This window comes from Microscilla marina ATCC 23134, assembly GCF_000169175.1.
Classification (GTDB): Bacteria; Bacteroidota; Bacteroidia; order Cytophagales; family Microscillaceae; genus Microscilla; species Microscilla marina.
This window is the reverse complement of sequence record NZ_AAWS01000034.1, coordinates 62080-88741: the sequence shown is the minus strand read 5'-3', so window position 1 is coordinate 88741 and position 26662 is coordinate 62080. Positions and strand designations below refer to the sequence as shown.

The 26662-nt window shown below is 41.6% G+C and carries 15 protein-coding genes; 4 read left to right on the top strand and 11 right to left on the bottom strand.

The window, feature by feature from the left end:
• Positions 1–239: 239 nt before the first annotated feature.
• Both M23134_RS25355 and M23134_RS25350 read right to left on the bottom strand, forming a co-directional pair.
• Positions 240–2414, bottom strand: a complete 2175-nt coding sequence (locus M23134_RS25355) for a xanthine dehydrogenase family protein molybdopterin-binding subunit (RefSeq protein WP_045114316.1) — start codon at positions 2412–2414, stop codon at positions 240–242.
• Positions 2415–2517: 103 nt separating this feature from the next.
• On the bottom strand, positions 2518–2982 hold the full coding sequence (locus tag M23134_RS25350) for a (2Fe-2S)-binding protein (protein ID WP_002701026.1): 465 nt from the start codon (positions 2980–2982) through the stop codon (positions 2518–2520).
• 595 nt (positions 2983–3577) lie between these two features.
• Between M23134_RS25350 and M23134_RS25345 the strand changes: the two genes are divergently transcribed.
• Positions 3578–3967, top strand: coding sequence for a DUF1987 domain-containing protein (locus tag M23134_RS25345; RefSeq protein ID WP_002701024.1), 390 nt, complete (start codon positions 3578–3580; stop codon positions 3965–3967).
• Between the two features lie 1765 nt (positions 3968–5732).
• Here the strand turns inward: M23134_RS25345 and M23134_RS25340 are convergent.
• The 3 genes from M23134_RS25340 to M23134_RS25325 form a co-directional block, all read right to left on the bottom strand.
• Positions 5733–6893: a homogentisate 1,2-dioxygenase gene (locus tag M23134_RS25340; protein ID WP_045114326.1), complete on the bottom strand. Its 1161-nt coding sequence runs from the start codon at positions 6891–6893 to the stop codon at positions 5733–5735.
• 480 nt (positions 6894–7373) lie between these two features.
• A complete protein-coding gene (locus M23134_RS25330; RefSeq protein WP_045114315.1) occupies positions 7374–9005 on the bottom strand; it encodes a S41 family peptidase in 1632 nt (543 codons plus the stop codon).
• A gap of 564 nt (positions 9006–9569) precedes the next feature.
• Positions 9570–13253, bottom strand: coding sequence for a PKD domain-containing protein (locus M23134_RS25325; RefSeq protein ID WP_045114314.1), 3684 nt, complete (start codon positions 13251–13253; stop codon positions 9570–9572).
• 650 nt (positions 13254–13903) lie between these two features.
• On the opposite strand from M23134_RS25325, the gene M23134_RS25320 reads away from it, so the two are divergent.
• Entirely contained in the window at positions 13904–14620 is a 717-nt protein-coding gene (locus M23134_RS25320) for a 16S rRNA (uracil(1498)-N(3))-methyltransferase (protein ID WP_002701013.1), read from the top strand.
• A 185-nt stretch (positions 14621–14805) separates the two neighbouring features.
• Positions 14806–15474, top strand: coding sequence for a DUF4159 domain-containing protein (locus tag M23134_RS25315; protein ID WP_002701012.1), 669 nt, complete (start codon positions 14806–14808; stop codon positions 15472–15474).
• A gap of 590 nt (positions 15475–16064) precedes the next feature.
• Here M23134_RS25315 and M23134_RS25310 read toward each other — a convergent pair.
• The 3 genes from M23134_RS25310 to M23134_RS25300 form a co-directional block, all read right to left on the bottom strand.
• The gene (locus tag M23134_RS25310; RefSeq protein WP_002701007.1) at positions 16065–17696 is read right to left on the bottom strand and encodes a DUF1800 domain-containing protein; all 1632 of its coding nucleotides are present in this window, start codon (positions 17694–17696) and stop codon (positions 16065–16067) included.
• A 59-nt stretch (positions 17697–17755) separates the two neighbouring features.
• Positions 17756–19180 (bottom strand): DUF1501 domain-containing protein, encoded by a 1425-nt coding sequence (locus M23134_RS25305; RefSeq protein ID WP_002701004.1) that lies wholly within the window; start codon positions 19178–19180, stop codon positions 17756–17758.
• A gap of 210 nt (positions 19181–19390) precedes the next feature.
• Positions 19391–21094 carry a hypothetical protein gene (locus M23134_RS25300; RefSeq protein WP_002701003.1) on the bottom strand — a complete coding sequence of 568 codons (1704 nt, stop codon included), beginning with the start codon at positions 21092–21094 and terminating at the stop codon, positions 19391–19393.
• 338 nt (positions 21095–21432) lie between these two features.
• Here M23134_RS25300 and M23134_RS25295 point away from each other — a divergent pair, with 338 nt between their 5' ends.
• Positions 21433–21993 carry a hypothetical protein gene (locus tag M23134_RS25295; protein WP_002701000.1) on the top strand — a complete coding sequence of 187 codons (561 nt, stop codon included), beginning with the start codon at positions 21433–21435 and terminating at the stop codon, positions 21991–21993.
• A 22-nt stretch (positions 21994–22015) separates the two neighbouring features.
• On the opposite strand, the gene M23134_RS38880 is transcribed toward M23134_RS25295, so the two are convergent.
• From M23134_RS38880 to M23134_RS25280, 3 genes are all read right to left on the bottom strand, one after another.
• Positions 22016–24250: a GEVED domain-containing protein gene (locus M23134_RS38880; protein WP_053337384.1), complete on the bottom strand. Its 2235-nt coding sequence runs from the start codon at positions 24248–24250 to the stop codon at positions 22016–22018.
• A 610-nt stretch (positions 24251–24860) separates the two neighbouring features.
• Positions 24861–25088, bottom strand: a complete 228-nt coding sequence (locus M23134_RS25285) for a ferredoxin (protein WP_002700996.1) — start codon at positions 25086–25088, stop codon at positions 24861–24863.
• Between the two features lie 16 nt (positions 25089–25104).
• Positions 25105–26343: a peptidase U32 family protein gene (locus tag M23134_RS25280; RefSeq protein ID WP_002700995.1), complete on the bottom strand. Its 1239-nt coding sequence runs from the start codon at positions 26341–26343 to the stop codon at positions 25105–25107.
• Positions 26344–26662: the final 319 nt, after the last annotated feature.

Here is a 26662-nt window from a genome sequence, read left to right as displayed (position 1 = left end):
AAAGAACAAAACTCATCAAAATTCCTACTTTACCTACCTAGAAACCAGAGTACTGGTCAAAACGCTTTACAAGAGTAAGACCAACTTTACAACAATCTTATTATCAAATACTTAACACCAAAAAACATCCCATATTCAATTTCAAAGTGCCCACCAGTGGACAGCAAATGTCCACCAATAAAAAACCGGGTTTGAACAATTGTCCAAGCCCGGTTTTTTATTCTCTTTTGACCTCAAATTTATACTTTCATATCTTTAAGAGGCAGTTTACGCACCCGTTTGCCAGTAGCCGCAAAAATAGCGTTGCCTACTGCCGGAGCTAATGGAGGCAAACTCATTTCACCCAGGCCTTGCGGATCTTTATCGCTTTTTACAAAATGTACTTCTACATCTGGAGCATCTTTGATGCGTAACAACTTGTAGTCGTGGAAATTGCTCTGTTGTACTGCGCCATTTTTCAGGGTAATTTCGGCATTCATCATGGTACTTAAGCCATCAATGATTCCCCCTTCAATCTGCGCTTTGGCACCACTCATATTCACCACTTTGCCACAGTCTACAGCTGCCACTACCTTATGCACTTTTACATAACCCTCTTTATCTACCGACACATCGGCCACCAACGCGGTGTAAGTACCAAAAGTAAAGTGAACTGCTATGCCTTGGGCACTGCCTTTGGGCATTTTTTTGCCCCAACCTGCCTTTTTAGCGGCAAGCTCCAGTACCCCACGTAGGCGGGCATTGTTAAAAGTAGGTCCTCCGTGTCCTTTGTATTGGTAGTCTTTGCTGTTGCTACCCAATAGCTCTAAACGAAATTTAAGCGGATCTTTTTTGGCAGCATGCGCCAGTTCATCCAAAAAACTTTGGTCAACAAAGGCTGTGGTATTGTGCCCAGGAGCCCGCCAAAACCACAATGGCATATAAGTATCTACTGCCGTGTATTGCATCTGAAAGTTAGGGATAAACTGCGCGGGAAAGTTATCGGGGTAAATATCAAAACGATGTGGGGCAAGTTTAGGCGAAAAAAACTTAGCCACTGACGCTCCCGCACATTGAATCTTCCAGGCAGATAGTTTACCTTCTTTGTTGAGGGCTGCCTTCACTTTGTGCATACTTGCCGGACGATAAAACCCAAAGCGATTGTCGTCTTCACGCGTCCATACCAGCTTTACTGGTTGTTTGAGTTCATTGGCAAGGTACACGGTTTCTTTTACAAAATCGCCGTTTGACCTGCGTCCAAAGCCACCACCCGACCTAAGCATGTGTACTTGAATTTGGGCTGCTTTAAGCCCGGTTATTTTTTTAGCAATGCTTGCTGCCCTTCCAGGAGATTGGGTAGGCGCCCAAATTTCACACCTGTCTTTAGTTACCAACACGGTACAGTTCATAGGCTCCATAGGTGCGTGGGTAGCAAAAGGTACTTCGTACGTAGCCTCCAGTACCTTGGTAGCTTCTTTAAAGGCCTTGTCTACATCGCCGTCATTGCGTAGGTTTTTATTGTCTTTTGCCACAGCCGCTTTAAAAGCCTTATCATAACTCTCTGAACTGTGCTTTTCATTGCCTTTGGTATCCCATTTTACCTGGAGTACTTTCCGGGCTTTGATAGCCGCCCAAGTGTTTTTGGCTATGATGGCTACGCTCTGAGTGGTAGTGCCCTCTTTAATCGCTATTATGTTTAATACTCCCTTTACTTTTTTGGCTTCAGCATCGTTGTAGCTCGCCACAGTGCCTCCGAAAACAGGCGAACGCTCAATCATGGCATAGACCATATTTTTGGGTTGGGCATCTAGCCCATAGGTTACTTTGCCCTGCACCAGGTCATGGTTGTCTACTCCAGTTTTAAACGACCCTACGAGGTTAAAATCTTTATCGGGCTTAAGGGCAGGGTCTTTAGGCACTGGCACCTGAGCCGCGGTTTCGGCAAGCTCACCAAAAGATAATTTTTTGCGGTTCTTTTTATTCTTAATGGTACCACTTTCGGCATAACACAGCTTCTTGTCTATGCCCCATTTTTTGGCGGCAGCCTCCAACAACATTTCACGGGCAGTGGCACCTACCTTACGCAGGGGTTTCCAATGACGGTTGATAGCCGTGCTGCCTCCTGCACCCTGGGGTCCATATTTACTGTCGAGGTCTGCCTGTACCACGTTTATCTTACGCCAGTCGGCGCAAAGCTCTTCGGCTATAATCATAGGAAGCGAAGTTTTTACCCCTTGTCCTATTTCAGGGTTTTTAGCCATAATGGTAATGGTACCGTCTTTGGCTATCTTTAAAAAGGCATTCATTTCATGCACTTTGGCGGGCTCTGCCATCAATTTGTTGCCCCAAGGCATGCTAAAGCTCAGCACAAAAGCGCCTCCGGCTACCGCCGAGCTTTTGATAAAATTTCTTCGGTTTAATTTCTTTTCCATCATTGGGTTGGGTTCTGTTTCGGGCAATTGTTAGCTAAAATTTGGGTAGCCATCAGTCTTTGTATACTTAGGCATACTGGTTTAGATTACGCAGGTAATTTAAACGCTAATTCATTGCTTTGGCTGCACGATGTATGGCCTTACGAATACGCACATAAGTACCACAACGGCAAATATTGCCCGACATGGCCGCGTCAATGTCAGCATCGGTAGGTTTGGAGTTTTTCGACAATAAGGCTACCGCCGACATAATCTGCCCCGACTGACAATAGCCACACTGAGGTACATCTTCGTCTATCCAGGCTTGCTGTACAGCATGCAGGGTATTGCCTTTGGCTACCCCTTCTATAGTAGTGATTTTGGCATTGCGTACAGCGGCTATAGGCATAGCACAAGAACGTACAGGGTTGCCATTGAGGTGTACAGTACAGGCTCCGCACAAAGCCTTGCCACAGCCAAACTTAGTTCCGGTAAGATTCAATTCGTCGCGTAATACCCACAACAAAGGAGTATCGGCTTCTGCCTCTACCTTTAGTTTTTTGTTGTTCACGTGAAGTATGTAAGCTGCCATAAAATTTGTTTTAAGGTTTATGCAATCCTATAAAAATAATTTGTTCTCAAAAAGCACTTTATTTTTTACAGATTACTATGTGATATATGATTGTTATTTTGTATATTATTCGGCAGGTTATCAAAACACTTTGTGTGTGAAAGGGTTTGTTATAACCTTCCTTTATGAGATACATTGGTTGTATTAATTGTTAAATTAGCGATTTCTACATGCATTCACTAATTTTTTCGCTGAACGGAGGCATTCAGGGTTTGTATAGCCACTTTCTTGTTACCAATGCCTAAAGCGACAGGTTATCAGACGCCACTTTGTTTTTGTAAAATTATCCCGTTTTTTTGGCAAGGTATTTTGCTTGTATACAAACAAGCGCGCAGAATTTGTATTATTAAAACAAATCCCTTGATTTATTTAATTAGTTCTAACAAATATTTTATATTTTTGACGAAGTTTAGGCTATATTTAAACTGATATAAGTACTTAGGCATAAACAAATATTGCTTGATGGTTGATGTTTTGTAAACCATTTGACAATGAAACAATAAATTTTAATTTTGCCTGACTACTTAATACCTATAATCAACTTAATAATTCCTTTATGCAAAGCATTAGCATAGAACAAACCAATAAAACTCCAAAGGTTCATTTCGACGTAAAAAGAGGAATTTTGGAACTTACAGGCATTTCTATTCCCGAAGATGCCGACAGTTTTTATACTCCCTTGTTAGACCTGATCGACGAGTATATAGTAAACCCGCAAAACAAAGGAACCATCATTATTTTTAAACTGGTATACTTCAACACCAGTACCTCTGATTATTTGATGGGAATTTTGAAAAAACTAAAAAAGCTGCAAAATAAGCAGCACCCAGTAACGGTAGAGTGGTACTACGAAGAAGAAGATGAAGATATGAAAGAGTTGGGCAACCACTTCAAAATTATTACCGAGTTGCCTTTTGAGTTTTATGCCCAGGAAGAAATTAATTGAGCCAAAAAATATATCCCGCAAAAAGGAATTGAAGCCTGTCATTTAAGTGACAGGCTTTTTTTGTGGAAGAAGGATTCAAACTACCACCTCCGCGAAGGTCTTACCGCAGGGTGACCTGAGCAATGCTCACCCAAAACTCAAAAAACAACTTATTTTTCGAAAAATCCTCCGCTTTTGGGTTGGCAAGTATTTTTTCACTTAAGTGATGGGCTTTTTTTGTGGAAGAAGGTTACTTCAATTCAAGCTACCACCTCCGCGAAGGTCTTACCGCAGGGTGACCTGAGCAATGCTCACCCAAAACTTTGCAAACAATTTATTTTCGAAAAGCCTCATATATTGACTTTTGGGTGAGCAAGTATTTTTTCACTTAAGTGATGGGCTTTTTTTGTGGAAGAAGGTTACTTCAATTCAAACCACCATCTCCGCGAAGGTCTTACCGTAGGGTGACCTGAGCAATGCTCACCCGAAACTTTGCAAACAATTTATTTTTGAAAAGCCCCATATATTGGTTTTTAGGGTGAGCAAGTATTTTTTCACTTAAGTGATGGGCTTTTTTGTGGAAAGAGGTTACTTCAAAACCACCACCTCCGCGAAGGTCTTACCATAGGGTGACCTGAGCAATGCTCACCCAAAACTTTGCAAACAATTTATTTTTGAAAAGCCCCATATATTGGTTTTTAGGGTGAGCAAGTATTTTTTCACTTAAGTGATGGGCTTTTTTTGTGGAAGAAGGTTACTTCAATTCAAACTACCACCTCCGCGAAGGTCTTACCGCAGGGTGACCTGAGCAATCCTCACCCAAAACTCACAAAACAACTTATTTTTCGAAAAATCCTCCGCTTTTGGGTTGGCAAGTGTTCCGTTATTCGTCGAAATGGTTGGGCTCAGGTCTGGCTAAAGCCTTAAGGCCAGCACGGGGAAGTTTTTTGGGTTGGATTGCCTACGCGAGGACACTATACACCAGTAACACTCTCTAAAGACAACAACCCCACTTCATTTGTTATTGAAGTGGGGCTAGTACCTTAACCACTAAATACCTAACCCGTTATTTCGGCGATTTTTGCCCACTGACTTTACTTAAAAAAACTTGCGTAGCTACGGTTCCGATATGCATCGGGATTCAGAAATCGAACTATGCTAGTTCCCTGCGGGATAAATTTTGAAGTGCGTCAGAGAACAAAACTCATCCCAAATAGCCGAGGCTACAGTTCTACTGTGCTGAGCTCTGCTTCAGCCAATAGCGCATTTACTTAATGTTTAAGGTACTAGTACAACGGGAACTAAATTCCTAATGATTTATTCAGCAACTTTTGCCCTCTTACTTCATCGCTAAAAAGTTAGATAGCTAAGGTTCCGATATGCATCGGAATTCAGAAAGCGAACTCTCCGCCATTTTAACGATTCGTTAGAGAACAAAATCCATCCAAATTAATTCATTATTTACTTAATCCCCATTGTACTAGTGCATTAGGTACTAAGTTACTCACATATTATTTGGCGTCCCCGAATCAAGTTCGGCTCACAGCTCCGAGCTTGTTCTCGGAGGACTGTGAGCTTTTGCCCCCTGACTTCCTCGTAAAAAAGTTAGATAGCTAAGGTTCCGATATGCATCGGAATTCAGAAAGCGAACTATCCGCCATTTTCACGACTCGTCAGAAAACAAAACCGAGCTTTTCGCGAGCTCAACGTAGTTAATTCATCCAAATTAATAGGCAACTTATTTAATCCCTAATGCACTAGGTTTTATATCATATCAGACAAAATCTTACTCAGTCCAGCTCATAGGGTAGTTTTTGTCTACAAACTCCATGGCATCTTCGGTCAAAAACAAAGGCTTGAAAGTATCTACCATTACTGCATACTCGTGAGTTTCTTTGGCTCCAATGCTTTTCTCTACTGTACCTGGGTGCGGTCCGTGGGGCAAACTACCTACGTGCAAGGTAAACGAACCTCTATCTATCCCCTTGCGACTCATAAAGTCTCCTTCAGCATAAAACAACACCTCGTCAGAGTCAATGTTGCTATGATTGTAAGGCGCCGGAATAGCCAACGGATGATAGTCGAACAAGCGGGGTACAAACGAACAAATCACATAGTTGTGTGCCTGAAACATTTGATGCACTGGTGGTGGTTGGTGAATGCGTCCAGTGATAGGTTCAAAGTCATAAATAGAAATGGTATAAGGATACAAAAAGCCATCCCAACCCACAATGTCCAGCGGGCTGTGCTCATAACGGTATTGGTGCAAATAGCCCTGCTTTTTTATCTTTACAATATACTTACCTTTGTCTTCTTCGGTTACCAACTCTTGCGGTGGGTGAATGTCGCGCTCGCAATAAGGCGAGTGTTCTTCTAACTGTCCCAACTCGTTGCGGTAACGCTTCACGGTTTCTACGGGGCTCATCGACTCTATGATAAGCAAACGCACAGGATCTTCGTCAAACTCTATGCGGAAAATAGTGGTTCTTGGAATCACTACGTAGTCACCCTTTTTGATGCGTAACTTGCCAAACTGAGAGTATACATAGCCACTGCCATCGTGTACATAAATCACCTCGTCGGCTTCACCGTTTTTGTAATAATAATCCATTTTCTTTTCTGATGGATTACAAATTGCCAGGCGTACGTCGTTGTTTACCATCAATATACGGCGAGCATCAAGGTAGTCGGTTCCTGTGATGCCTTGTACCGAGGTTTTGAGGTGTACTTGTTGCAATGGCAAGTCGGGCACTATTTTGTGTGCGCAAGGCTCAGGTTTAAGCACCTCTTGAATACGAGTGGGCGGATAAATGTGGTATAAGTTAGAATAAATGCCGCTGAACCCTTTAGAGCTTACCAGTTCTTCGTGGTACAGGCTGCCATCAGATTGTCTAAATTGTGTATGCCGTTTAGGGGGTATGTTCCCTAATCTATAGTAATAAGCCATAATTAATATTATCGAAGTGATTTTTACCTTTTTGTCTAATGTAACCCACCTCAAACCCAAAGTGTTTATTAAGGGAGTAATCATTAAATAAAGTACTTATTTTTGGGTAGAGGCTTTGCCCTGAGGCGCGGCAAATTTTGCGAGCATAGCCATAGCTATGGTCAAAAAATTTAACAAAGCCTCAGGGTGAAGTATCACCCAGCAAATGCGTATACTATTTGTTGGTTGCTCCCTAAAAGCAAGTAATGCCCAACCTGAGTTTTGAATGGGGCTAAATATAAAGTTTGTTTGAGGTTTTTCCAAATAGCGCCAAGCCAGCCCACCTCTCCCAAAACCTGTATTAACAGCAAGCAAAACAACCATTGTACACCTTGGCCTCAAAAAAGATGAATAAAAGGCATAAAAAAAACTGCAAAAAACACAAAGGCTTGTGTTTTTTGCAGTTCATAAAAATAGCGTATGGCTGTCAAATAATCAGAATTATTCCTGTATGGCCGCAGCTTTGTCAAACAACTCCAGAGCTTTTACATACGTTCGGTCAATACTGTACCAAATCGGGTAGAACCCTTGTTCTTTCCACACCCTGCGCCCAACCAACGCTTTAATCAAGGTTTTGATGAGTTTTTCGGAACGTTTAAATTCTTTAGCGTTGTATTTTACACCCGCTTTTTTGCCCATCGCTATCACATCTTTCACCATTGCCGGGCTTACGCTAAAGGTTTTAATGTAATCATCCAGTTTATAAGCTTCCAGTTTTTTCTGGTTATTTTTATAGTATTTGAACGAATACTCCTGGAATACATTTTTTACCGAAAGATTGCGGTAATACTTACTGTTTCTGCTCGTATCTATCGGGATAAAGTAGTCAGGCATAATGCCACCCCCGCCGTATACTGTGCGTTTTTTGCGAACGGTGGTATATTTGAGCGAATCGTTGAACTTGATGCTATCGGCACTAAACAACTCTCCACTTTTATAGCGTTTCAACAGGTCAGAACGGTACTCTTTAGGGTTTTTACCGTAAGGCTTCTGTATAGAACGTCCGCTAGGCGTGTAATAACGTGAAATAGTCAGGCGCAACTCTGAGCCATCCTGTAAGTCAATGGGTAACTGTACCAGACCTTTGCCAAACGAGCGGCGCCCTACGATCAATGCGCGGTCATTGTCTTGCAAAGCACCCGATACAATTTCAGATGCCGAAGCACTTCCTTCATTAATCAATACAATGAGGGGACCTTGCTCAAACAAACCAGTAAAACGGGCACGGGCTTCCGAGTCGTAGCGTGAGCCTTTGCCATTGGTATATACAATTTTGGGGTTGCCGGACAAAAACTCATCCGCCATTTTAATGGCACGATCCATATAGCCTCCAGGATTGTCGCGCAGGTCAAGCACCATACGTTTCATTCCTTTTTTGCGCAAGCCTTCCAATGCTTCGCGAAACTCGATATAAGTACGGCGGGCAAAACGGCTTACTTTTATAAATCCGGTTTTCTCATCTATCATATAGCTTACCTCTACCGAATTTTGTGGAATCTTGTCGCGGGTAATAGTAAACTCCATCAACTCATTGACACCTGAACGCTTGATAGCAATTTTTACTTTGCTTCCTTTTTTACCCAACAAACGCTTGCGTACTCCTTGGTTTTTTATCTTAATTCCGGCAACACTTTCACCATTTACCTTAATAATTTTATCACCCGACTGTAGCCCTGCTTTTTCAGAGGGACCACCCGATAAAGGAGCCACTACATAAATGGTATCTTTAAAAATGTTAAACTCTATGCCTATACCATCGTAACTTCCCTCAAGTTGAGCTTTTGCTTCTCTGATGTTCTTTTTGGGAATGTAAGACGAGTGTGGATCGAGTTTTTCCAGCATTTTTTCAATGGAGTAGTCTACCAAATCATCGGTATTGACTGTATCTACATATCGATTATCGATATGGGTAAGAATCTCTTTAATTTTTAAGTATCCGTCCTTGATTCCTTTGACATTGGCAGTGCCTCCTCCAAACATATTGGCGCCAAGCAACATACCTCCGGCAAGAGCCAAGCCCAAAAGTAAGGGTAAACGAATCTGGAAATTAGAATTTTTTATTCTTTCACTCACTACAATAAAGAATTTTAGTAATACAAAAAGTATATATGCTGAACGACGTGGTTAACTTAAAAACTGACGGTCTCTTATCGTTGATATGAGCTAAAAGACGATCGTTTAATAAAGTTGTATTGCCTCATTCAGGGTATTGATTGAAGAGCAATGAATATTCCTCCCAACCGATGTTTTTCAGGTTTATTGCATAGTAATGCTGCACTACACCTACTTACAAAGTAAGTTAATAAGAAATACTTATTTTATCCATCAATTGTTTATTAAATAACATTTTTTTATGCAAACAACCAATCTACCTGCCCAAAACGAAAGAAAAGCTTTATATACAGATAAGGTCACAGCAACGATAGGGTTCTGGGTTGTTTAAGTCTTCAGGCTTAATACGTGTCACCTACTCAGCATGACGCCTTCTTTCATTGCCTCAAAGCTTACATAACACAGGTTGCTTGTGGAGACACAAGCAACGGCGTAGTATTTTGATAATCAATCATGCCAAGTCACCCTATGGAAGACTTGACACAACAGAGGAGACACAAACAACGGCATAAAGAGCTTACCACCTCAACGTTTACGAAACTTTTGCTGTACTGCCCATTGCCCTTTTTGTAGCCTCACAAGGTAAATACCTGCGGGCAAATGATAAACATCTACCACTAACTGTTTGCTTGGCTTTAGCAAGGTTCCCTTCTTCATTATTTTACCTTCGGTATTGGTGACAGACCATTGAGCAAAAGCAGGCAAGTCCTTTGATTTGCCCAAAGTAACGCTTACAGTATGGGTTGCCGGATTAGGATAGATAATCGTTTGCGCCTGACTTTCAATATTTTGAACTCCAGTAACCGTATGATGGTCTTCATTTTTTTCATTACGGGTAAAGCTTACCTTACGCAATGCTGCCTGGTACACTTTTCTGGTTTCATAGTTTTCGACAAACACCACTACTTTTAACCTTCCGCTGGGTACGTTGCCTGTATTCCAGCTAAAATTGAGGGTATGTGCCGCGCCTTGTGCCCAGTTTTTTGCCAAAAAAGTTCCAGAGGCATCGGGCAACATTTTGCGTACTACCTGATGGTATATTTCTCCCCCCATTTTTACGGCAGTGTCTACTACCACCGCATGCACCACCAATTTTTTGTCAAATGCCTGCAACGCAGTAAGTGTAGCTGAGAAATTCAACTGCCCCTTGGTTATTTCAGGCTGGTCAATGTTAATCTCAAAAGGAGACATAATAAGGGTATGGTAATAAAAAAGGCGTTCTGCCCATTCAAGGTTGAGCCCTTTAGACTCGATCGTGCTGCCATCTATTACCACTTGAGGTGCCTGGCGAATGCCATAATGAAAGGAGCGTCCGCTAGGGTCTTTGTGGTTGAGCTGGTTGGCCTCATCACGTCCGGGGAACCCTACATGGTAGTGCAAATTAATCATTTCGTTTTTGGTTACGACAAAGTTATGCGCTTGTTGGTCTTTGCCTGCTGCTCCAGCCACTCCCTGGTTAGTAAAGTACTCCATCAGCACCAATCGGTTTCGGTTATTGATCTGGAAGTTATCAAAGGCAAAGCCATCAAACTTTTTATTGGGAGGGTCATCGGCATTGCTGCCAAAAGCAACTCTGAACCGAATAACTTTGCGTGACAACTTCAGCATTTTTTCCAGTGCTGCATCCAAGGTAAACCTTGCGGTTTGCCATCCTTCTTTTTGCTCATATTGGCGATTGCCCGACCACCCTTGGTTGTCTATATTGTCGTTGGTCATATACTTACCAGGGCTACCCAGTATAGGGCGCGAGTTGTACCATTGCAAACCTTGGTTTATCTGTCCTACTCTCCACCAGGTTTTGCCATCGTCCACTGTATACAATAGCACCACACCATCAGACCCAGCGTCTGTATCTACCCAATAATCAAAAGACACTGTAGGGCGTTGCAAGTCAGTAATGTCAAAAGAAGGGCTTTCTACATACGAATGTTCCCTGGCATAATAGTAGGCTTGGTTACTGGTAGCATGAGGCAGATTTTGATTATCAGTTACCCAAGCCTCGCCTTTATCGGCAGAAATATGCCCAAAACCTGCCGGAGTTTTAAGTTGCCAACTATACCGCTGAATTGCTACACCGGCCGAGTCTACTGTACCCTGAGCAGCCCAATGATGAGACAAGTTGCTGAAGTCTTCTGAGTAAAGTCGGCTTGGCTGTACGTGCACCACCGGAAAAATGTCTATACGTTTGCTCAGCTCATAGGTAATGAAATCTTCTGCTACAATGGTAAGTTTAACTACATAACTACCTGTTTGGCTGTAGGTATGTACTGGGCTATTGTCTGTTGAGGTAGTACCATCACCAAAATCCCACTTTTGACTGTTAATTTTGTCATTGCTTGCTCCCAAATCTACTGTTTTCAAAAACTTGGTAGGTTTACCCAGACATCGCCCATTAAAGTCTATACTTACCTGAAAAGATTTGGCTAAAGAGTATTTTCTGGCTTTGGCGTCTTTAATTTCTATGTTGTAGGCTACGCTCTGGGGCTGAGGGTTTTTGAGCGCCAACACTGGACTGGATAGGTTGCTTTGATTGTTTTCAAACACCCATTTCCAACGCCACTCTGGAGTAACATTAGGCACTTGAGTTTTAAAGTAGACAAAAGGGCTTTCCAGGTCACGTACTACCCGCAACTTCATTCCTTTGGGCACCCTACCATCCAACACTTTTACACTAAACTGCCCCTTGGTTACACAACCAGTCCCTCCGTTGGTAAACACATAGTCTATGTCAACGGTTCTGGGGTAAGGCCCCGAAATTAAAGAAGGCACCAACGTATCTTTTACGATGCCACTGCCCGAAAAACGAACGGTTCCACCAACAGGCGAAACTACGGATAACACTTGAGGATGTTCGTTGCTCAATATTTCTACAGGTTTGTCAAATACCAAGGTATCAGGTAAGTTAATGTTTACCGTAAAATCATTGGAAAGCGTGCCCTGCCTGCATTGGTCTATTGCTTGTACTGATAGAATGCCCGACTCAAGCAGGTTTCCTTCTTTCAAAATCAAACTAATGGCATTGTTGGGTGTTTGCCAACGTCCATTGCCCAGGTTTACCAAAAAACTACCTACTGGATTTTTAAATATAGGAGGTACGTTCCAAATATAATGCTTTGCCCCACTTACTGGAGGTACAAAATAGTTTTGAGCATCGATGGCGCTTACGCATATTGCCTGAGGCCCCACAATATCTACATTGGTCAGGTTCAAGTCAGCCGTTGGTATGGCGGTTCTTGCTTCTATGACTGCCAAAGGCATTGCGTTGCCCTCTACATACAAACCATTGATCGTGTGGGACGTGATTTGCTTTGCCCTAAGTATACAGTTTTTGTCACCTGTACCTTTGTATACCACCTTGATACCCGAAATCATTAACGAACCTGTCGTATGTGCCGAGCCACCTACGCTTATTGGAATACTTATTTCGGTACTGCTCAAGCTCACATTAAGGGCTTGTGTTTGTCCTAAACCATACATTTCTGCCTTGATTTCGCTGACGTCAAGGTTGCTAAACTCAAAGGTAGGATCACTTAGCTCTAACGTCAAGGTATGGTCTTGACCAGGCACAAAGCTGTATTGGCTTTTTTCGGAAATAATAATAGGCGATAGGGAGGTTTCATCACCATTGGGACATAAGGTAGTAGCCAAACCTGGGGTAATTGCCACTCCTTGGGCAGTTTTAAAGTCAAACTTTTTTTCGTAACAGCCTTTGTCCCACACCTCAGTTCCGTTAAGGAAAGTTCTTTTACCGTTTACCCCACTTCTATTTAATTTAAGTACATACCAGGTATCAGGGGCTAACCCTTTATCTAGCTTCACCCACACCGTAAGCTTTTTTCCATTTTGTTGAATATCGGTATTGGTGACCATTGTGGTCATGTTGCTTGCCACCAATGCATCTGGCGCATCATAATAATAGGGTTTAAGCTCAAACATTGCCTGTATGTCGTTAACAGTGCTTACAAAGGCACCAATATTAGCCCCCGATCTAAACTCTTCGTCAAACTCAATATCTATTCTAAAACCACTCATAGGCAACTGTTCAGGATCGTCGTCATTGCCTCCATAGTTGTGGGTATTTGCCAGGTTTTTTATTTCTAAATTGTTTACATAAGGGCGCTGCGCTTTTACTTGAGTAACAGACAAAAATGCAAGCAAAAGCCCGACTATTAAAATAGTGACGGGTTGGTTGATTATGGTAAATTTCATTGGTTGTGATTTTAAATTATAACCTCAATAATGTGTAAATTCTCTATAAACTCTCTTCCAAGGCATTGTCACTCACTAATTATTCACACTATATATTTGTATAATACAATTAAATATTTGAATAATGGTTTATGAGACATCGCAAGCCACTGTATAAAAGAAGAGTCTATACAATCAGTATTTTTGAATAATAAAACAATCAAAAGAGAAACGACAAGCCTATGTGTCCTTTAAAAGTGGGTGAAGGCGAGGTGTAATAAAAAATTGGATAAGAATGATTAAAGTTGCAAAGGATGTAGCAATATTCATGTTAACTGCGGTTTGGGTTGTAATTATTTATTTGTAGAATACAATTCGTCTGGCAAAAAAACAATATTGAAACAGATCACTGTCCAACTGATACCAAATATTACGTTGTTGCCTTTTGTAGGCTTGACTGTGATTTGGTTTGTGGTATTATTTTAGCCATTTTTTTCGCGAATTAAGATAATTACTCTAATATATGCCACTTTTTAACATATTAATTGTTGCTTTTTCACCTGGCAAAAAGCTGATTAGAAACAGGTAAGGATTTATCAATTTGCCCTGCTTTGAAATAGGATTTTGTTTTGTAGATTGCAAATTGATTTAGAATTTATTTTACCTGTTTTATGCTCAAATTATCTCAACTATTTTACAGTCCTCAAACCACCCATCAACAAGCCATACTTTCAGAAGAAGAATCGCGGCATTGCGTGAAAGTGTTACGAATGAAAAAAAACGATGAACTACACTTAACCGATGGCAAGGGAAATTTATTTTTGGCAAAAATTGCTGAACCACACCACAAAAAATGTGTGCTCGACATTGTACGTACTATAGAGCAAACTCCTGCCCCACTGTACCATATTCACGTGGCTATAGCACCTACTAAAAACATTGACCGGATAGAGTGGTTTGTAGAGAAATCGGTAGAGTTTGGCATCCAACAAATAAGCTTTGTGCAATGCAATCGCTCGGAACGCAAGCAAGTAAAACTACCCAGGATTCAAAAAATTGCCCTCAGTGCTATGAAACAATCACTTAAGTTTTTTATGCCTCAAATTAATGAAATGGTAAGTTTCAAAAGTTTTATGGCTAACCTGACACCAGACGAAACCCGCTATGTTGCCCACCTCAACGAAGGTGAAAGAGTTTTTTTGAAGGATGTAGCACAAAAACACCAAAAATATTGTATTTTGATTGGGCCAGAAGGAGACTTTACACCTGATGAAGTAACCCTTGCCCTCAACAATGAGTTTAAAGCGGTGAGTCTGGGCAATAGCCGACTACGTACCGAAACTGCTGGCATAGCGGCTTGTCATTTGCTGAATATTGTCAATGAGTAGGTTTAGATGTCAGGCTTTACAAATTGCCCTACAAATAGTTAGAGATTTTAAAGCCTGCTTATTTTTAGCCGTTTATAATATCGTTGACTAACAGTGTTAGACCGATAGTTTATAGTAATAATGTTTAAGAGGCTTGTTGCTGAAAACCTGCCTCCATATAACAACAAAACCATATAATAAATAATATGAACACAAGAAAAATTGTATTGCTCTGCCTGAGCTTATGCCTGAGCCTGGGTTTGGTAAAGGCACAAAAAGCTACCTATAAAATAGCCAAACTAAAATACAATGGAGGAGGCGACTGGTACTCGAACAAAACCGCCTTGCCTAACCTTATCAAGTATTGTAACAGAAACCTTCAAATGAACATTCATTATGAAGATGATGTAGTGGAGGTAGGCAGCCCCGAATTATTTGCTTATCCTTTGGTACACATGACTGGGCACGGCAATGTATTGTTTAGCAGTTCGGAAGCAGAAAACCTGCGAAAATACTTGATTTCGGGGGGCTTTTTGCACATAGACGATAACTATGGGCTGGATAAGTTTGTCCGCTCAGAAATGAAGAAAGTATTCCCCGAACTCGATTTTGTAGAGCTGCCTTTTAACCACCCTATTTATAATCAAAAATATAAGTTTCCGAATGGTTTGCCCAAAATTCATAAACACGACGGCAAACCTGCGCAAGGTTTTGGTATTATTTACGAAGGACGTTTGGTATGTTTTTATACCTATGAGTGTGACCTGGGCGATGGATGGGAAGACACTGCCATTCATAACGATCCGCCAGAGTTAAGAGAAAAGGCGTTGCGTATGGGTGCCAACATTATTATGTTTGCTTTTACTACTTTTTAAATAAGCAGAGTACTCTGAACACTACATAAGTAAAGCGCTATTTCGCGCCTTTTGTTCACTAGCTTCTCTTCAAAATTTCTACCTTATCTACTTAGAAGCTAGGGTACTATACTGTTCAAAATTTAAAAAAATGCCCTAAAGCTTTAAGCCATCCTTAATTATTATGGCGAATTTATTTACTCAATATGGGGCTATTTTATTCAGAGCCCAATCAATTTTCAAAAAACGTCATTAAACGTCATTCTCCTCGGTCGCGTGACATACTGACCGACACGAATCTACGCTTAAACGCTGTTTTTCGGGGCATCGATCGGTTGGTGAAAACACACAACCGAGGTGGAGAGGGTGTTTTTTGGGTGAATTTGCTTTGGTATTTACTACAGAAATTTAGAAAAAATGAGGGGAAGAAATTCACTAATTTTGAACAGCCTACCTGACAGGTATGGAATAAGCCGAATGTAGTGGTTTTTATAGATTTTGAATATTTTCTTAGGGAAGAAATTCACTAATTTTGGACAGCCTAACTGTTAGCTCTTTTTTTACCACCTGTAATGACTCTTGTCGCTACAGGCGGTGTTTTTTTATACGCTTTATTTCAATACGGCATACTCTGGGGCAATCATTACCAGAAAAAGCGCCATATTTAAGCGTTGATCCTCAGGAGTTTTGGCAACTGCTGTAGTCATTACCTTTTTTGCCTGAGTCGACAATTGCCCACAGGCAAGTAAAATATCCAAATGCGCTATCAACTCTTTGGGCTTTGCCAATAACTCGTTTTCTTCTTCAAAGTCAAGTTTCATTTTTACACGACGCTGTACCCCTTGCCTATCATCTTCATCATCGCCAAAAGGACTATTTTCAAAACACCAATCGCTTACCTCATTGATATACCCAATAGAGGTAGATGAATTATGAATTTGAAACACAGGAGCCACCAATTGCTGATCGGCAATTGCCCCATTGGGTTGATAGTTGGGCAAATAGAAATTAAACACACTTTGGGCATACAAAGGAGCTTGTCCTATGCTTTCTTCCCAGCGTACCAGATGATTGATAAACACCCCGCGTGAAGCTTCGGCTTTAAACGCTTTTAAAAACCCAGTATAACGCAAAAGTGGCTCGCGCAACTTGCCTCCTTTGGGGTTGTTTTCGGCTCCGGTCTTTCTTATCTCTGGGTCAAGCAATATTGCCCTAATCACTGCTTTCATGTCTCCTCTTACCCCTTGCCCATTGTTATTAAAAGCATTTGCCACTCTATTGACATAGGCTGGGCCAGGGTTGGCACTGGTGAGCAATTGTATAAGGGCTTTGCCAATAAAAGGACCTACATTGGGGTGATAAAACAAGTTATCGATGGCATCATTAAAATCTTTCATACCAGTTTGTCCTGCGGGTATTACCTTGCCCCTCAGCAATTTTTTGGTACCCGACTCGTGCCATTCATCATACATTTTCATTGGATTTAACAGGGCTTTGTGTCGCTCTTCTCCTTCGAAATCGTCTACCGGAAACAACCACTTAGCGGTGGGACAATCACAACCAAAACCTGTAAATATTTTGGCAAACTCACGAATGGTAGCATTATCATAAGTAGGTATAAACTCTCCTTTGGCATCTTTTTTTCGAGTACCATCATTATTGAGTTCATACAAGCCAATAGAAAAGAGTTGCATTACCTCACGGGCGTAGTTTTCGTCTGGGTGAATATTTTTGGCTTTATCTCCTTTAGGGTTATACAAGTGGCTTAAATACATGCCCATAGAAGTACTACGGCTCACGGCTACCAGTAGGTCGCGGTAGTTGCCATACGTATGCTTACTCAATACCTCATAATAGGCGTTAGAAACGAGTGGTTCATCTGTAAAAAAATCGTTGGCAAAAGCCGACACTACAAAAATCTGACTCAAAGCATACGTAACTCTCTGGCGAACCAAGTCGGGCTGCCCTAGTACTAGGTTCCACCATACCGCCCTAAAACGAAATACTCCCGGTGGGTCATCCACGTTTTTTGAAAAATAAGTTTTCAACTCCTCCCCTACCTCAAGTACACTTTTACGAGGCAAAGCCAGTTGTTTGTCCAACCAGGTTTTGTACCCTTGTTGGGCTACATCTTTTATATCTTCTGAATGATAGCCAAGGGTGGCTTGCGCCAAAAACCTTGACGCATCTTTTAGGGGTACAGCAGGATAAAGGTTATCTTTTTGAGTTTGAACTAAAGACATTTTTTCAAAATAATTTAATCAATAAAATGGAGGGAATCAGATAGAATAAAGGCTATGATTTAACTTGCCATAAAACCAATGGGGGGCGTGCTACCCAGCGAATAAAAGTGGCGAAGGTTAGGAAAAATATCTGCCAAATCGGTGTTAGATACTCCAAACCAGCGAGCAAGTTCCGCAAAATATTCATCAGTAGACGTGGTAGGCAGCAATACTCCGTTGTTTACGTCCAGGTGGCTATTTAACGCTAACGAAGGATACTTTCCATACACTTTGCCTCCTTTTACTTTACCACCCATCATCATTACATTGCCTCCCCAGGCGTGGTCGGTACCGTTGCCGTTAGAGGTAAGCGTACGCCCAAAATCTGAAATAGTAAAAGTAGTGACCTCGTGGTGGGTTTGCAACTCTTGCATAGCCGTGTTAAATTCTTTGAGCGCTTTGCTCAATACTGCCAGCATTTTTCGTTGGCTTTTCAATACCCTGTCGTGGTGGTCCCAACCGCCAAATGTAATAAAGAAAGTTTGTCGATTTACATTGAGCGATTTACGCGCTGCAATAGTTTTAGCAACCATTTGCAAACTTTGTGAAATTTCGTTTTTAGAAAATACTGTCTTGACATTTACTTGTTGAATGGCTTTGCTAAATATTTCATGAGTAGCTTGTGAACCACTCACTACATCGGCGTAAGCCTTGGTAAAAACATCGGCATACTGCTGCTCCATCAAACTTTTTACTGCCGTAGTACGAATCTGATCCAACATATCATCGCCGCCATAATCTCTGATGCCTACACTGCCTAACCCTCGTGGCTCTATCGAATATTCTGCTATCTTATTGCCAGACTGAAACACGTTGCGTCCTGATAAAGATATATTCATAGAGATATTTTGGTTGGTGTTCATACTCTGCAAAATATCCGCCATACGTCCTCCCCAACCATAGGCGGCACGACTTTGAGGGATAGAGGTTTGCCATTGCTGTATTTGGTCGGCGTGCGAAAACAACCCTAAAGGCAATGATACTGACTGATTGGTGTATTGAGCTTTGGAGGTAGGCTGTACCAATGTGCCTACATTTGCCAAAAAAGCCACATCGCCTTTGTTAAATAACTCCTGAACTTCGGGCATTGACGGGTGCAGTCCTAACATTGGCTGTCCGGTGACCAAGGGCTTTAGCCCAAGTATGTGGTCTTTTTTAATGGCAAGGTTAGCCCTGGTAGTTGCATACTCGGCATAAGTACCTGCATCGTTAGGAATCAACATATTAAACGAGTCATTGCCTCCGGCTAACAGTATACACACCAGTGCTTTGTAATCTTTGTTTACAACCGATGAGCGAGCCGCTGCTTCATTGGTCATTCCTAAGTTAAAAAGGGAGGAAAAAAAGGTAGTTGTACCTATAGCAGCACAACTTGCTGTGCCTAAAAACTTGCGCCGATTCATGGTATTTTTATGCTGACCTTTAGCAGCTTTACTCTTTTTCATGCTTTCTTTTTCTTACTTTGATAATTGTATTGCCTGTTATACGGCATTTAATCAAAAAAGTATAGGTACCGAAAAAAAAGAGGCGAGCGCTTGTTCAAAACCAGCAAAAAAAACCAAATCCCCCGAACTTGGCTCGGGGGATTTAGAACTTTGCTAAAGCTCGATTCGTCTAACAAGTACTTTAAACAAAGCCTTTGCACTCGCTTGTTGTTAAAACTCATACAAACGACGGGCAATGTTCCAGCGAAAACGTACCGTACCCATTAGGTTGCGCTGGGTGCCCAAAGCACTGGTTTGCTGCCTTAAGGTAGCCTGCAAGTCGATGAACATATTATGAAGCAACTGGTAGCTGGCGTTAAAATCAGCAAATACCAGGTTGGTTTCAATGCCTTGGGCAATGCGGTTGCCATATTCTTGCTGAAAGGTTTGCGACGTAAAAATGTCTCTGCCCCAATTAGTACCTGTACTATCTGCCCCATAGCGGGTATACAACACTTTGGCGGCCAGCTGGAGGCGTTTGACGGGCTGGTAACGGGCTATGCCAATAAATTCATAAAAATTGGCTCCTATAGGATGCGCCAAGGCTTGGTTGTAATTGGTAAAGTTTCGGTACTTAAAATTGTGGCGATACATATATGGGCGAACAATGTTTACTTCGCCCCGCAGGTCGAGGTTGTTTACCCCCAGGGCATCTATATACAATAAACCCAACTGCCCGGCTTGCTTGTTACCCCACCAACCATTACCATTGCGTACCTCCGAAATCACAAACTCATCAATGACCAACTGTCCATACAATGAGAAACGCTTCAAAAAGTTCCATTTAAAGTCCATTCCCAACATGGCATTATCCGGGCTACCCAGCTGTTGCTCTGCCGAGCGATAAAAAATGATGGGATTAAGATAGTTAAAATCAAAAGTGCCACTGCCCCCATTCAAGTTAGTGGTATCATTACGGGCAAACATGACAGTCTCAAACAAGCCAATGTTAAAGTTTTTGGTAATGTTTACACTCAAGTGGTGCATGGCAAAGTATTTTTTGGGACGTAAGCCGTCAGCATTGAGCACCTCGGCGGTCAGTTGCCCAAAAATATTCTGGTAGTTGAGTTTCCAGACGTTGGTATTGAGCTTCATAAACAAGTAATTGCTGGAGTAGTCAGACAATGCCAATGACCGATAACCGTGCCCTACAATGTTTTTGTCGTGCCCAAACTGCAAGCTGATGTTCTTGACTACATCAAAGGTAATATAACCACGTGCGGTCAAAAAATCGACCTTGTCTTCGTTCAGTGGTCTTTTATAAAACCCCTCGTTTGGCACTGCATTGAGCCGCGTAATTTCGTTGGTGACATAGGTAGGAAAAAGCGCTTGATTATCAGTAAAAAAGGTATAAAAGCCTATTTTTTTACTAATCATTCCCCGTAACTCTACCCCTCTGCTGCTAAAGTAGGGAGTTTGGCTAATGTCGCCCCGCTCCAGGCCACCCCCTACCCCAATAACTGGGTTTACGTGTACCTCGAAGTCGTCGCTTTGGTAATGATAAAAATCTGATTTTTTTTCTAAAAAATACTTCAGAAAAGGACGCTTTGTATCATTGTCTGCGGTTTTGCTCCACTCCCAGTTATCATTGCGCAAATAGACAAGGTTAAACTCATCTTGTGGCGAAAGCCTCGTACTGTTTTTTTGCACACTATCGGCAAGTTGGGCAATGCCCTTGCGCGAATAAGGCTGTAATTGGGTAGGCAAGCTATTGAGAAACTTACCATTTTTGATCTCATACCGCTTAATGAGATGGGCGTAGTCGTTGTTAATGGGGGCATACACGCTTTGGGCTTGCGCCAACGAAGGCAACATACCCCAAAACAAACCCAAGCAAACACTATAAAGCAATGAAAGCTTTGTGAACTGTTTCATATATCGTTTTTTTCATTCCTGAGAAAGGGGGCTAATTTATAAAAATAGGCGGAAAATATAGTTTGATAGATAAAATGGTTTGATAGTTTTATTACTCTATTGCTTTATAGTTATATGGCTGAGGTACTCCGAAGTCTGCTCTAACGCAAGTTTAACGCGGTGTAACTTGTATCCTTAGATTTTAGAAAGTTTATGCTTGCACTCCGAACTTGATCCTGAGAAGCTACCTTGCTCCTGCTTCTAAAGCAATACAAGGCTGCCTCTGTTGTAGAAGCAACCTTGTACTTGAAATGTTTTAAGCCACTTGTAGCCAAGGGCTTGATTATGAAAAACTTTCCTTGCTCCTACTTCTAAAGCAATACAAGGCTGCCTCTGTTGTAGAAGCAACCTTGTACTTGAAGTGTTCCGAGCCACTTGTAGCTTACAGCGAAGGATTTGATTATGAAAAACTTTCTTTGCTCCTGCTTCTAAAGCAATACAAGGCTGCCTCTGTTGTAGAAGCAACCTTGTACTTGAAGTGTTCCGAGCCACTTGTAGCTTACAGCGAAGGATTTGATTATGAAAAACTTTCTTTGCTCCTGCTTCTAAAGCAATACAAGGCTGCCTCTGTTGTAGAAGCAACCTTGTACTTGAAGTGTTCCGAGCCACTTGTAGCTTACAGCGAAGGATTTGATTATGAAAAACTTTCTTTGCTCCTGCTTCTAAAGCAATACAAGGCTGCCTCTGTTGTAGAAGCAACCTTGTACTTGAAGTGTTCCGAGCCACTTGTAGCTTACAGCGAAGGATTTGATTATGAAAAACTTTCTTTGCTCCTGCTTCTAAAGCAATACAAGGCTGCCTCTGTTGTAGAAGCAACCTTGTACTTGAAGTGTTCCGAGCCACTTGTAGCTTGTAGCTAAGGGCTTGAAACTAATAGAGACACTAGTCAATCAAAAATTTTCTGGTAGACTTACCCACGCGCAAGATGTACAAGCCTTTGCCCAGTTTAGAAGTATTGATCTGAAAATTGCTATCTGATACTTTACCGCTCAACACTACACGCCCCAAGGCAGACATTACTGTATATACTTGTCCAGCCTGGTTGCTTCTCATATTGATATTTTGCCCAGATTTGGCAGGACTTGGGTACAATACTACAGTTTCGGCAGGCAAATTTTTAGCTGCACTTTCTACCGAAGCTCCACCAATGTTTACCGTATAGTCTTCTACCTCGCCATAAGTAAAGCTTTCGCAAGAAGTAGGCACTGCATTGTATTTCATTGATACACGCATACGAGTAGCGCCAGTAGTAGCCGAAGCAGGAATACTAATTGTGCCAGATACAGACGTACTTTGAGTAGCCGACTGAGTAAATACTTGCTCACCAGCATCGGTAAAGTCACCATCACGGTTAAAGTCAATCCATACGCTGTAACCTTCGCTGTATACAGTACCTGTCCAGGTAGGGGTAATAGTAATTGTAGCACTGCTGCCAGGAGCTATAGAGGTAGACGTAGAAGTAAAATCGGTGTAACCATTGCTTCCGTCAGAGCTATTGTTGATACTACCAAATACTACCTTACTAATATATTCGTCGCTCACATTATTACCTTTAGAAGCACAGTAAGTAGGTGCAGGGGTGGTTCCATTAGTAATGTTTACGGTGTAGTCTTCTACTTCACCATAAGTAAAAGTTTCGCAAGAAGTAGGCACTGCATTGTATTTCATTGACACACGCATACGGGTAGTTCCCTCTTTGGCGCTGGCCGGAATGGTAATATTACCAGTTACAGGAGTAACTTGGCTTGCCGCTTTAGTAAAGACCTGCTCGCCAGCATCACCAAAATCACCGTCTTGGTTAAAATCAATCCATACACTGTAGGCTTCGTTGTACTGAGTACCTGTCCAGGTAGGGGTAATAGAGATGGTAGTGGTAGAATTAAGTGCTACATCGGTGCTTGTCGCCGTAAAATCAGAATAGCCATTGCCGCCATCTGAGCTTTTGTTGATGCTGCCAAATACTACCTTACTAATATATTCATCGCTCACGTTGTTTCCTTTAGAAACACAGTAAGTACCTGGGTCGGGGTTACCGTCACCAAGCCCCATTGCATTCCAAAAGCTTTGTAACTGCGCGTTTGTTCCGCTATTGGAACCTGTAGAACAACCTCCGTGGGTGTGTACACCAATCGCGTTACCAGTAGCCTCATCAATTACAGGCGAACCAGAGTTACCACCCTCAGTATCTGTGGCATAGTACAATTTAGTACCAGTAGCACTCGAAAAAGGTCCGGTATGGGTTTGTTGGGTTTGGTTTCTTTCAGGGTTATAAGGATTGTTGCTGCTTTTTTCTACCCCAAAACCAGTAATTCTGATCGTGTTTGCAGCATTAGTTTGTACCACGTTGAAAGACTTGTTTTGAGCTGCCAATGCCGTCAAACCAGTCTCAGAGTTGGTGCCTAAGTTGTATACTGCCCAGTCTTCAGATGGATAACCAGTTTGCAATGAAGAAGTCAAAAGAGGATATTGGTCTTTTACTGGGGGGTGTACAATAGAGCCATTAGAGTTAGAAGCAGGTACATTGAATTCCAGTATTTGGGCACTTGAACCTGTACAGTGACCCGCTGTTACCATTTTACCGTTGGTAATTAACCACCCTGTACATCCTACTGGTACAATACGGCCAACTGCTGCATCGTTTGAAGGTATGCGATCGTCAGTACTACCACACTGCGACTTGATGCCACGGGTAGGATAACCCACAATCATTTGCTCCATTTCAAGAAAAACATGCCCTTTGTCGCGTGAGTCTTGAATAACCTGTACGCTCAATTGGTTACCATTAAAATAAGCACTAGAGTTGCCCCACTCTCTTAGCTGTCCACCAGTCAAAACTTGCTGTTGTCCATCTTTGTAAGAGGTGAAAATAACTTTGCTATACTTCCCAAGGTTAGCCTTAGAAATAATAAAACGCCCATAAATCGCATTTGTGGGCAACTGCACATCTTTCCATGAGTTGCCCGTAGTACGGGATTTACTGTCAAACTTGAAGTTTACTTTTTCTACCAGGTCGTTTAGAGGGGTTTGCGACCATGCTTGAAGATTTGCAAAAAAGACAAGCAAAAGTGTGGACAAAATCGAATTGATCGATTTTGCCCAGAATTGATTAATTTTCATCGTAAATAAGTGTATTTAATTGTGCGTAATATAATTGAATGATGCGAAAGTAGTAACTTATCGGGATGAAGCAAATTTATGCACTTGTTTTTTGATACACCTATTCAGAATATAAACAAGTACAAATATAACAAATCCATATATTATTTTGATTTATATTCAAAAAATCGCATAAATTCTAATATTTTAAGGAGAACACGTTTTATGGAGTGCAGCCTGGTACTGGCAAAATAAGTGAGTGAACCTATACAGGGTAGAATGAACAAAAAACAAGTCTTTTTCAAAGCCTAAGTATCACTCTGGCAATCAGTTGCAAAAAGTATAACTAATTGGTTAGTAGTAAAATGAAGGGAGGTTTTTAAAGAGGTTGAAGTAGATTTGATGAGCTTTTAACAGCCAAATATAGTGTACAATAAAAGTTATTTAACAAAATAATCTACTGTTTTTGAGGTTAAAACAAATAACTCATGTTTTTGTTTAAAAACTTCCCTGGTAGCAATCTTTTTTATAAAAAAAGGTGTAAGTTTTGAGTATTGATACAACAAAACAAGAGCAAAACTAATAAATATCCTCGGAGTATTACATCTAATTATGGGTGCAGCAACCACATCTATCGTTGCCGCACCTGAATAATTTTTACCGGGCAAGCCTCCGCTGCTTTTAGGTTATCGTCCAGTTCTTCGTCTCCTACCCTCACCGTATAAAACCCTTTTTTTTCAGTGGCACCTAATAACACACTCTTACCATCTTTTTTCGACATACGCCAGCGGTCATAGGCAAGCTCTACGCAATAATGGCAACCAATGCATTTGTGTCGTTGTTGGGTAATTGTAACCATGGCCTTTCAAGTTTGCTTACACCTCTACTACCTTATATAACTTATCTGATGGGCGAATTTTAGCCGCTACCTTAAACGAGCAAGCCTCACCTCGTTTGGCTTCGTCTACTATGGCATTGTTTACCCTTATTTCATATACACTTGTCTCAATCACTCCGGTAGTTTGTCCGGTAATGAGTATTTGATCACCTTTTTTCAACGATTGTGCCTCTATCTTAAACTCTCCCACTTGCAGGTTAGAAAAATAGTGCATGCCTTTACCTAGGTACACCTTTTTTTGGCGGGCTTTCGAGCCACTCGTGTCTGTCCACTCCCCTAACTTTTGCCCCAGGTAATAGCCTCCCCAAAAGTCTCGATTGTATACATTGTGCAAACGTTTCATCCAGCCTTCTACTCTGGCAGAGGTATAAGTACCCGCCTGGTAAGCATCTATTGCTTCGCGATAACAAGCAATCACGGTTTTTACGTATTCAGGAGCCCGCCCTCTGCCTTCTATTTTCAGCACATTGATACCCGTGTCTAGCAGTTGATCTAAAAAGTCTATAGTACACAAGTCTTTGGGCGACATAATAAACTCATTGTCAATATCAAACTCAAAGCCTTCCTCTTTATCGATGACAGTATAAGTACGGCGACAGTTTTGAATACAAGCCCCTCGGTTTGCCGATGAGTTGTGGGTATGCAAGCTCAAATAACACTTGCCCGATACCGCCATACACAAAGCACCATGCGCAAAAACTTCGAGCGCTACCAACTTGCCCGAAGGTCCGGTGATTTGTTCTTTTTTCACTGCGTCTGCTATCGCTTTTACTTGCTTGAGGCTTAGCTCACGCGCCAACACCATCACATCGGCAAAGTGGGCAAAAAACTTTACAGACTCTATGTTTGTAATATTGGTTTGGGTAGAAATATGTACCTCTACCCCCTGAGAGTGGGCATAACTAATCACTGCCTGGTCGCTGGCAATGATGGCTGTAATATTATGTTTTTTTACCTGCTGTACAATGCGTTTAAACAACGACAAGTCATGGTCATAAATAATGGTGTTGAGGGTAAGGTAGGTTTTAACGTTGTATTGTTGGCATATTTTAGCAATTTCACCCAAATCATCCAAGGTAAAATTCATAGTGGCACGGGCGCGCATGTTGAGCTGATCTACCCCAAAATATACCGAATTGGCGCCTGCCTGAATGGCGGCCATCAACGCTTCAAATGACCCTGCCGGAGCCATGAGCTCTATTTGCTGCTCTATCATCAATTACAAGTTTAGAAAGCCACAAATATGAAGGTGAAAATCGAGGTGTAAAATGATTTTTATCATAGCACGTATTCGTTTTTTTTCAACTATTTCACTTCAATTAATTGATATAGTAAAAGTTTTTAAACTTGAAAAAACAGTTTCACGCTTCGTCTGTATTACACTTAAATTGGGGAGTTGTGTAACAAACCTGCCAAAAACTTACTTAGCCACCACCGCAAACACGCATCAAACTCAAAATTTTTACTTTACCCGCAGTATTTTCCGCTTATCCATTGACATTTGTCTGGCAGGATATTTCTGAGCAAAACCAGAA

Coding starts and splice junctions, on each gene's coding strand:
- M23134_RS25345 (WP_002701024.1), top strand. CDS start 3,578: ATGCAAAGCATTAGCATAGAACAAACCAATAAAACTCCAAAGGTTCAT.
- M23134_RS25280 (WP_002700995.1), bottom strand. CDS start 26,343: ATGATAGAGCAGCAAATAGAGCTCATGGCTCCGGCAGGGTCATTTGAA.
- M23134_RS25300 (WP_002701003.1), bottom strand. CDS start 21,094: ATGAAACAGTTCACAAAGCTTTCATTGCTTTATAGTGTTTGCTTGGGT.
- M23134_RS25310 (WP_002701007.1), bottom strand. CDS start 17,696: ATGTCTTTAGTTCAAACTCAAAAAGATAACCTTTATCCTGCTGTACCC.
- M23134_RS25350 (WP_002701026.1), bottom strand. CDS start 2,982: ATGGCAGCTTACATACTTCACGTGAACAACAAAAAACTAAAGGTAGAG.
- M23134_RS25305 (WP_002701004.1), bottom strand. CDS start 19,180: ATGAAAAAGAGTAAAGCTGCTAAAGGTCAGCATAAAAATACCATGAAT.
- M23134_RS38880 (WP_053337384.1), bottom strand. CDS start 24,250: ATGAAAATTAATCAATTCTGGGCAAAATCGATCAATTCGATTTTGTCC.
- M23134_RS25325 (WP_045114314.1), bottom strand. CDS start 13,253: ATGAAATTTACCATAATCAACCAACCCGTCACTATTTTAATAGTCGGG.
- M23134_RS25320 (WP_002701013.1), top strand. CDS start 13,904: ATGCTCAAATTATCTCAACTATTTTACAGTCCTCAAACCACCCATCAA.
- M23134_RS25315 (WP_002701012.1), top strand. CDS start 14,806: ATGAACACAAGAAAAATTGTATTGCTCTGCCTGAGCTTATGCCTGAGC.
- M23134_RS25340 (WP_045114326.1), bottom strand. CDS start 6,893: ATGGCTTATTACTATAGATTAGGGAACATACCCCCTAAACGGCATACA.
- M23134_RS25285 (WP_002700996.1), bottom strand. CDS start 25,088: ATGGTTACAATTACCCAACAACGACACAAATGCATTGGTTGCCATTAT.
- M23134_RS25355 (WP_045114316.1), bottom strand. CDS start 2,414: ATGATGGAAAAGAAATTAAACCGAAGAAATTTTATCAAAAGCTCGGCG.